The 305-nt window shown below is 68.5% G+C and carries 1 protein-coding gene; it reads left to right on the top strand.

The annotated features are described in order from the left end of the window. The first annotated feature begins 16 nt into the window (after nt 1-16). On the top strand, nt 17-166 hold the full coding sequence (locus EN861_RS34840) for a multicopper oxidase domain-containing protein (protein ID WP_281041230.1): 150 nt from the start codon (nt 17-19) through the stop codon (nt 164-166). Nucleotides 167-305 lie beyond the last annotated feature (139 nt).

A 305-nucleotide genomic window follows, 5' to 3' on the forward strand; every position in this document is an offset into this window, starting at 1 on the left:
CTCGAAGCAGCCCTATCTGGCGTGGAAGGACACGGTCAACGTGGCGCGCGGCGAGACGGTGCGGCTGCTTCTGCGCCAGGAGCGGCCGGGGCCGCGCATGTATCACTGCCACATCCTCGAGCACGAGCAGCTCGGCATGATGGGCATTGTCGACGTGCGGGCATGAGGGATCGCATCGTTGTCGCGGCGGCGATGCTGGCGCTCGCCGGCCTGTTGATCCTAACTCCGTCGCTGGCGGCGGGTCCGGGCGATCCCATCGTAGCGGCGCGCCAGGCCTCGATGAAACAGATGGCTGCCGCCGCCAG

Origin of the sequence: Mesorhizobium sp. M8A.F.Ca.ET.218.01.1.1 (assembly GCF_004791165.1) — a bacterium.
In the GTDB taxonomy this organism is placed as follows: domain Bacteria; phylum Pseudomonadota; class Alphaproteobacteria; order Rhizobiales; family Rhizobiaceae; genus Mesorhizobium.